Annotated in this window: 9 protein-coding genes; 5 read left to right on the top strand and 4 right to left on the bottom strand. The window is 59.8% G+C overall.

Annotated elements, in window-relative coordinates; genetic code table 11:
* The 3 genes from XM50_RS20605 to XM50_RS18950 all read left to right on the top strand — a co-directional run.
* On the top strand, positions 1 to 620 hold a 620-nt coding region (locus XM50_RS20605; protein WP_197075594.1), incomplete at its 5' end, for a hypothetical protein.
* A gap of 90 nt (positions 621 to 710) precedes the next feature.
* The gene (locus XM50_RS19310) at positions 711 to 1,235 is read left to right on the top strand and encodes a tyrosine-type recombinase/integrase (RefSeq protein ID WP_052742659.1); all 525 of its coding nucleotides are present in this window, start codon (positions 711 to 713) and stop codon (positions 1,233 to 1,235) included.
* Positions 1,236 to 1,310: 75 nt separating this feature from the next.
* Positions 1,311 to 1,709 carry a hypothetical protein gene (locus tag XM50_RS18950; protein ID WP_052742658.1) on the top strand — a complete coding sequence of 133 codons (399 nt, stop codon included), beginning with the start codon at positions 1,311 to 1,313 and terminating at the stop codon, positions 1,707 to 1,709.
* A gap of 108 nt (positions 1,710 to 1,817) precedes the next feature.
* On the opposite strand, the gene XM50_RS18945 is transcribed toward XM50_RS18950, so the two are convergent.
* Together XM50_RS18945 and XM50_RS18940 are read right to left on the bottom strand one after the other, a co-directional pair.
* A complete protein-coding gene (locus XM50_RS18945; protein ID WP_046411628.1) occupies positions 1,818 to 2,171 on the bottom strand; it encodes a DUF2958 domain-containing protein in 354 nt (117 codons plus the stop codon).
* Positions 2,172 to 2,240: 69 nt separating this feature from the next.
* On the bottom strand, positions 2,241 to 2,651 hold the full coding sequence (locus tag XM50_RS18940) for a hypothetical protein (protein ID WP_046411627.1): 411 nt from the start codon (positions 2,649 to 2,651) through the stop codon (positions 2,241 to 2,243).
* Positions 2,652 to 3,200: 549 nt separating this feature from the next.
* On the opposite strand from XM50_RS18940, the gene XM50_RS18935 reads away from it, so the two are divergent.
* Positions 3,201 to 3,380 (top strand): hypothetical protein, encoded by a 180-nt coding sequence (locus tag XM50_RS18935; protein WP_156167300.1) that lies wholly within the window; start codon positions 3,201 to 3,203, stop codon positions 3,378 to 3,380.
* A 93-nt stretch (positions 3,381 to 3,473) separates the two neighbouring features.
* Here the strand turns inward: XM50_RS18935 and XM50_RS18930 are convergent, their stop codons facing one another.
* Positions 3,474 to 5,249, bottom strand: a complete 1,776-nt coding sequence (locus XM50_RS18930) for a recombinase family protein (RefSeq protein WP_046411624.1) — start codon at positions 5,247 to 5,249, stop codon at positions 3,474 to 3,476.
* On the opposite strand from XM50_RS18930, the gene XM50_RS18925 reads away from it, so the two are divergent.
* Positions 5,208 to 6,560: a ComEC/Rec2 family competence protein gene (locus XM50_RS18925; RefSeq protein WP_269430581.1), complete on the top strand. Its 1,353-nt coding sequence runs from the start codon at positions 5,208 to 5,210 to the stop codon at positions 6,558 to 6,560. The two genes, XM50_RS18930 and XM50_RS18925, sit on opposite strands and share 42 nt — an antisense overlap.
* Here XM50_RS18925 and lexA read toward each other — a convergent pair.
* A complete protein-coding gene (lexA, locus tag XM50_RS18920) occupies positions 6,551 to 7,213 on the bottom strand; it encodes a transcriptional repressor LexA (RefSeq protein WP_046411622.1) in 663 nt (220 codons plus the stop codon). The two genes, XM50_RS18925 and lexA, sit on opposite strands and share 10 nt — an antisense overlap.
* Between the last annotated feature and the right edge of the window lie 45 nt (positions 7,214 to 7,258).

The following is a 7,258-nucleotide window of genomic DNA, read 5'->3' as shown; positions in this document are numbered from 1 at the left end:
GACAAACCCGGGGCGGTTCAGACCACTTTCCCGATGCTACTGAGGAAGAGCACACTGAAGCCATCGATCAGATTAACAGCAACGGTCCGGAGTTCGCGCCAGCGGGGCATCGGATCTTGCCGCCTGATGACTATGACGACCTCTATCCGCCGCCGCCGTTGAACGTTCGCCTGGATGCGCTTTCGGGTCAGCTGCAAGAGATCAAAGCTCACGTTGAGCAGATGCTGGTTCTCCAGCGACGTGAGCGCGAGGAGCATCAAGGCCCGCCACCCGCTGGCCACAATAATCCGCCCCCTGACGACGAGCCTGATCTTTACGACGTTCTCGATAGCGTTCGTGAGGTTGAAGGTGAGTTAGCGAAGGAAGACCGTGAGAACACCGCGGATGTCGCCGTGCTCGAACGTGCTGAGAGCCGCTTCGCTCGGCTGAAAAAGTGGCTTCGCGAGATAGCCAAGGATGCGCCTACAAAGCTAGCACTCGGGGCACTGACCGGCGTCGGGTCGGCAATCGGCGTATTAGCGACGAACTATGCCAAACAGCAATTCGTAGAGATAATGCCTGCCTTAGATGCAGCATTGAGCACGGTGTCGACATGGGCGTTTCTTGTAGGCGGGGTTTAGCAAAGACCCATCAAAGACGCGATCTGCTTTAACTTCCTGGTTGTCCTGCGTGGAGTCTGGCAGCAACAACCTGGGGAAGGAGACACGCAGATGCGCGCACCGATCAAGAAGGACGCAGAGTTTGAAGCTGTCCTAGCTCACACGGCCAGCATGGAGCGGCCTGCAATGTACCGCCTAATGATGCTGCTCAGCATCCGCTTAGGTTTGCGTCCAATGGAGCTTGCAGGGCTTGAGACCAGCTGGTTCCGCTCTGACGAGCTTCGCATCCCGCTCGGTCACTCCAAGCGCAAGAGCGGGCGCAGCTTGCCGATCAGCGAGGAAATCATCGACGCACTAGAGGCGCACATGGGCAGCGCTACAGGTCGCGTCTTCCGCAATGCGCGCGGGGAAGCCTTCGATGCAGCAGGGATCAGCATGGCGATGCGGCGGCTCTACAAGCGCGCTGGTGTTGAGGGTTGCTGCTATTCAGGGCGAAGGACGCTTGCTACCTCGATGGTGGACAAGGACATTAACATCGCAGTGGTTAGCAAGGTACTCGGTCATAGCAGCATTGCAACCACGCAGTCTTACATCGGTGTATCGGACAACATGATGCGGAGAGCACTTTTCGCATAATCTCAGGTTGTACTAAAACAAAACTGGTGTTCAATACCCTCACTAGCAGCAACGCTGCATCGTTGGAGATAGAAGATGGATTGGAAGAAGATGGTGAAGCCGGCGCATGAGGTCGAAGGCTTCTCGAAGGGAAATGTCGCCAAGGCACGGACGGCGTCGGCGGTGGTCGCGCAGACGATCGACAAGCAGATCGAGCTTTTCAACAAGCCCCGTCAGGAAGGCCGGCGCATGTTCCGAATTGAGGGCGAGAACGTCGCTTTCACGGTGCGCTACGCCAACAGCCCGCTGAAGCTGCTGGGCGAGGACAAGGAAGTCGCTGTTCCCAAGGACAAGTTCGTTGAAGTCCTGAACGCCATCAAGGCGGATGTGGAAAAGGGCGCTTTCAACCCGCAGCTTGAGGCGATGGAGCAGCAAGTCAAGGCTCGCTCTGCAAAGATGGGCGAGACGCGCCGGAGTAAGAAGGCCGAAGCGTAACCCCTCACTCCGAGTGATCGCAAAAGCCCCGGTGAAAGCTGGGGCTTTTTCGTGGCTGTAGCGTTCACGGGAAAGCCGAGCCGCTTGCGCGACCCGGCTCCCGATCAGTTAAGCTGTGATGCGACCTGCTGCGCGTGCTTCAGCGGCGTACTCGCTTAGCGTCTTCGTGGCCGTGAAGTGTATGTCGCGCTCGACGCGCAATCCTCCAGGCCCGACTACATCCCAGATTTCATCGAGAGAGATATAGCCGAGTTCAGGATAGCCCATGTCCGCTAGGCCGAACGCCAGCCCATCATCGTCAAGCTCAGTCAGCAACCATGTGCCGCTCGTCCACGGCAAAAATATCTTGCAAACAGGCTCAAAATCACGCTCGCGGCGGCTGCCCTTTAGCGGTGCTTGTTCCTTCCCGTTTGCGATTAGCTGCTGGACACCCTCTGTCCCCAGCATTGCGATCCATTCCATGTGGCTCTCCTGTTTGTGGCCACATGCGGATCAAACACCAGCTGGTTAGCAGGACAACCGAAGAGTGCTCTAATTCTTCACAGACTGAGGGCGGCCAAACGAAGCAAGCGCATAGGCGTGGAAGTCCTGCTCGGCCTGTTCCCAAGTAACGATTGCGTGATTGCGGAAGCCAGCTCCAGTGTAGAGCCGATAGAAGCCGTGCGTTGCGGTTTCTGGATCAGGGGGCTGCCGAGGGTTGAAGGCGAAGATCATGCCTCTTTGCATTGGACCTTCTTCGGGCCACTCGATCTTCACGTAGGTCACTGGATCGCCCTCAAGCGTTTTGCTTGCAGTCTCGACAAGGTGTCGGCCCGCGCCACGTATGCGCGCGAGAAGCTCTCCATTTGGTAGCTGATCCCGATCCACTCTTTCCGTGAGGATCGTATTGTAGATCAGGTTTTTGAAGCCACCAATTTGAAGAATGTCGATCTTTTTGGGCATCGTTTCGTATCTCTGGCAGCTTCCCAATTATGAGCACGAGGCGAAAAAAAGGGCAAGCTAGGGAATTGCGCGATGGGCAAAAAAAGGAAGCGTTATCATTCGTTTCCCGCGCCTTAGTCCTGTCGCCGTCGATGCGCTACGTTTGTTGGATCGACGTCTCGACATCCATGTCGCTGCATCCGCCAACGCCGTTGATGAAGCCGACGCGCGTGAGGTCAGCGATTTCGCCTGCCGCGAGGAGCGTTGCGCTGACACCTCGCCCATACTGGTTGCGCGGGTTGGCGTCCAATGCTGCTAAAGGAGCTGCCCGTCGAGCAGCAATGCGTGCTAAAGCGATAACGAAGACGCGATCGCATGTTCTAGCAGTAGGCTGTCCTCCTGGGGAGTTTATGCCACAAACAAGAATAGCGAGGGGTATCCCTTCTGCATTATTCTAATGGTAGATGGTTAAACAAGGTGATTGTTCGCCTTGCTCAAGCGAGGTATTCTTCGCTCGCCCTGCAAAAACACTGGTTATATCTGGAGTGTCGGACAACGGAGATGCCCGACATGCAGATCGATCTTGCAGCACTCGCAAGCTACGTCGAAGCTACCCTGGATTGCTCGTCCGAACATGAAGACGATGCCTTCACTTTCGATTTCCAAGGGGAGCGAATCTACTGCGAGCGTCATCGCAGCTACTTCAGGCTCGAGATTGCCGACGAGCAATTTCAATTGCCGCGCTTCTAGGCTGCGCTAGGCCCCCCCACAGGGGTTCGAGAAGAAGGGGATGCTATCCGCGTAGCATCCTCTTTCTGTCTGCCTCTGGGACGCTCTGTGGCGTTATGCGGCGTACTCGTATTCCTTGTCTTCGGGATCGTCGGGGCTCCAGTCAAGTTCGCCATTCGGTCCGGTAAAGATCGTGTTTGTTTCGCTGAAGCGTGAAATGACCTCGTTCCCCTCGTTGTCGATGACGATCGTCAAAGAGCCGCCGAGCGTGACGGAGGTCAGGCGACTGTCGAGACAGACCATGCGAGTGACGAGCCGAGCGAGCGTTTGCTTCATCGCGACACGAGTTCGGTTGCGTTCCTCGTCATCGTCGCTGCTAAGTGCTTCAACCTGCGTCTGCATCTGGACCATGAAGTCGGGGGAGGGGGCCTTTGTGCGCGCAGTCGCTAGGCCATCTTCAAGTGATCTGATCGCCTTCAGGTCGTCTGCAACCTCTGCCTCCAGTTGAAGCATTAGGCGCTCCATCGTGAGACTGTTGGTACGAACGAAGCTACTCGCGGCGTTCTCGGCCTGCTTCTGCTTGTCCTCTAGGAAGCGCCGTGCTTCTGCTATCTGAACCTCAAGCTCCGCAACTTCTGCAGATGGTGCAGCTTCGCGGTGCTTGGCTAGCCATCCGACTGCAATGCGGACTACCGCATCTTCCAGCTTTTCATATCTAACGGTGGCGCGGTTCTCGCAACGTGGTCGATCGTTCTTCTCGTCCCAGACGCGGTTGAGGGCGTTGTGACACTTGAGATAGCTAAAGTCCTGCTTGGCTGGAGCGATGACACGCTGGTTCCTCGAGTTGCGCCGAGCGCCGCCTTTTTTGACCGTGAATTCTTGCTTCATCCGACCGCCGCAGTGGGCGCATTTCGCCAAACCGCTGAATAGGTTGTTGTGCGTGATCTGCCATGCACCGCTGGTGCCCTTACGTTCCTGACGGGCAGCTTGCGCCTTCGCGAACGTGACCGGGTCGATCGCTTGTGGGAAGTGGTTCAGCACAGCGATACCTTTGCTGGTCTGCGCTCCCGAACGCGGGCGGTTCATCGGATGGTACTCGCCCATTACCGCGCGGTTCATCACGATCTTGGTGAGATAGCCAACCGTCCAGCCATTGTTGCTGCGCTGACCAAGGTGGCTCCACACGGGTTCACCACGAGCGTTGAGCCTCTTTGCAATAGCGGGAGTGCCGAAGCCTTCGATTGTTAGCTGGAATATCTCCCGCAACACCGCCGTGCGGGCCTCATTGAGCGTCATCTTGTACGCTGGTCGTTCCGTCGGCTTGCTGATGCGCGTAGCCTCGATCCAAGCGGGGATCGTTGCTGTGCGACTGATGTGCTGGCCGGCAGTTGCCTGGGCATCGCTGATCCGCTTGTTCTGCGCGGCCTTCAAACGTCGGCTTTTCTTCTCGCTTTCTTCTCGGCTCAACTCCGATTTGACCACGGCTTCGATGACGGACGCCATCGTGACCCGTTGATAAGCTGCGTAGATGCGATCACCATCAACCGTCGCGACAGTGACGCCCTGGCTGGTCAGCTTTTGTAGAAAGGGAAGGATTGCGTCGTAACCTTGACGGCTGATGCGATCCAAATTCTCTACGACAAGGACGTGGCCGTTGCGGTAGCGACCAGCTTCCACATCTTGCTCGAAGATATGCAGGAGACCACCTGAGGCGCGGTTTGCACCGCTGTATGCTGACACACCCTCATCTATCAGCTCGCGATCCGTCGAGCCCTGCCAATTGTGCCGGGCGATCATATCGCGACATAGGGTAAGCTGCCGGGTCTTACTGCTTCCCTGCGCCTGTTCTTGCGTCGAAAAGCGCGCATAAATCGTAGCTGGTACAGTCATTTCCGATCTCTGCGTCGGAAGGGGTTAACAGCTTCCAACTCCTATAACTGTATTACCGGGAGCGAGGTGCCCACGATCCGCAGTTGCATCGCCGCCTTGCTGGTGCTCGCCGCCATGGCGATGGGGCGAGAGGCGCTGACCTTGCGGCTGGTGGCGACCGGCGCACTCGTCGTGCTGCTGCTCTGGCCGGATTCCCTGGCGGGGCCCAGCTTCCAGCTCTCCTTCGCCGCCGTCACTGCGATCATCGCGCTGGCTGAGCATCCGGCGGTCCGCCGCGGGTTCGCGCCGCGCGAGGAATCATGGGGCCGCCGCCTCCTGCGCAATGGCGGCTCGTTGCTGCTGACCGGCGCGATCGTCGAAGTCGCGTTGATGCCGATCGCCGTCTTCCACTTCCACAAGGCCGGCATCTATGGCGCGCTGGCCAATATCGTCGCCATCCCGCTGACCACCTTTGTCGTGATGCCGCTGGAGGCATTGGCGCTGCTGTTCGACACGGCTGGGCTCGGCGCGCCCTTCTGGTGGCTGACCGGGCAGGGGTTATCGCTATTGTTGTGGATCGCCCGGACGACAGCGGCGGCGCCTGGCGCGGTCGCGGCGCTGCCGGCGATGCCGGCGGGCGCCTTCGCGTTGATGGTCGGCGGCGGACTGTGGCTGGCGCTCTGGCGGACGGGCTGGCGGCGGATCGGCTTGATCCCGGTCGCGGTCGGCGCGCTTTGGGCGCTGGTGACACCGCCCCCCGACCTTCTGGTAACCGGCGACGGACGTCATCTTGGCGTGCGGCTGGCCGATGGGCGCGTAGCGCTGCTGCGCGATCGGGCCGGCGATTATGCGCGTGACATGCTGGCGGAAAATGGCGGATCCGACGCCGAACCGGTGCTCTTGTCCGATCAGGGCGCGGCGCGCTGTTCGCGCGATCTATGCCGCGTCGATCTGCCGGTCGGCGACCGCACATGGCGCGTGCTGGCGACGCGCAGCGCCTATCTGGTGCCCGCCGGCGCGCTGATCCAGGCATGCCGCAATGCCGATATCGTGGTCAGCGAACGCCGCCTGCCGCGTCGCTGTACGCCGCGATGGCTGCGCCTCGATCGTGAGATGCTCGCGCGAACCGGCGGGGTGGCGATTTCGCTCTCTACCGGACGCGTCGATACCGTGATCCGCCCCGGCGATGCTCACCCCTGGGTGCTCGCCGGGATGCCAATCCTGCCGGGCCGCTCAACGAACCGCTGGCGCAAGGATGAACAACCGACGTTTCGCCCGGAGAAAGCGTTCAGCCCGCTGCCGGCGGGCCTGCGCCCGGCCAATCAGGAATAACGCCGCAGAATCCCGGCCAACTTGCCCTGCACCCGCACCTGCGCTGGCGCATAACGCTGCGGATCATAGGAGCGGTTCGCCGGGTCGAGCCGGATCATCGTGCCTTCGCGCCGGAAATATTTCAGCGTCGCCTCGCTGTCCTCGATCAGCGCGACCACGATCTCGCCATCGCGCGCCACATCCTGCTTGCGGATCAAGGCGAAGTCGCCGTCGAGGATGCCCGCCTCGACCATCGAGTCGCCGGCAACCTCAAGTGCGAAATGCTCACCCGAGCCCAAAAGCGCCGCCGGCACCGGCAGGCTGGTGGAGCCTTCGAGCGCCTCGATCGGGGCGCCGGCCGCGATCCGCCCGTGCAGCGGCACTTCGACGACGTCGTTGGCCGGTTCCGGCAATGTAGGCGCCGGCGTGGATGAACGGACCGCCTCGCGGCTTTCCGGACGGTCGGGCACCTTCAGCACTTCCAGCGCGCGGGCGCGGTTGGGCAAGCGACGCAGAAAGCCACGCTCTTCCAGCGCAGAAATGAGGCGGTGGACCCCGGACTTCGATTTCAGGTCCAGCGCATCCTTCATCTCTTCGAACGAAGGGGAGACGCCGGTTTGGGCCAGTCGATCATTGATGAAACAGATCAACTCGTGCTGCTTTTTGGTGAGCATGCATCATCTCCGCGGCGAACAGACTGGGAACCTTTAAGGAACGTA

This window comes from Sphingomonas sp. Ag1 (genome assembly GCF_000980895.1).
GTDB lineage: Bacteria > Pseudomonadota > Alphaproteobacteria > Sphingomonadales > Sphingomonadaceae > Sphingomonas > Sphingomonas panaciterrae.
The sequence above is the reverse complement of the archived record's forward strand: the minus strand, read 5'-3'. Positions and strand labels throughout refer to the sequence as shown.

Coding starts and splice junctions, on each gene's coding strand:
- XM50_RS19310 (WP_052742659.1), top strand. CDS start 711: ATGCGCGCACCGATCAAGAAGGACGCAGAGTTTGAAGCTGTCCTAGCT.
- XM50_RS18950 (WP_052742658.1), top strand. CDS start 1,311: ATGGATTGGAAGAAGATGGTGAAGCCGGCGCATGAGGTCGAAGGCTTC.
- XM50_RS18945 (WP_046411628.1), bottom strand. CDS start 2,171: ATGGAATGGATCGCAATGCTGGGGACAGAGGGTGTCCAGCAGCTAATC.
- XM50_RS18940 (WP_046411627.1), bottom strand. CDS start 2,651: ATGCCCAAAAAGATCGACATTCTTCAAATTGGTGGCTTCAAAAACCTG.
- XM50_RS18935 (WP_156167300.1), top strand. CDS start 3,201: ATGCAGATCGATCTTGCAGCACTCGCAAGCTACGTCGAAGCTACCCTG.
- XM50_RS18930 (WP_046411624.1), bottom strand. CDS start 5,249: ATGACTGTACCAGCTACGATTTATGCGCGCTTTTCGACGCAAGAACAG.
- lexA (WP_046411622.1), bottom strand. CDS start 7,213: ATGCTCACCAAAAAGCAGCACGAGTTGATCTGTTTCATCAATGATCGA.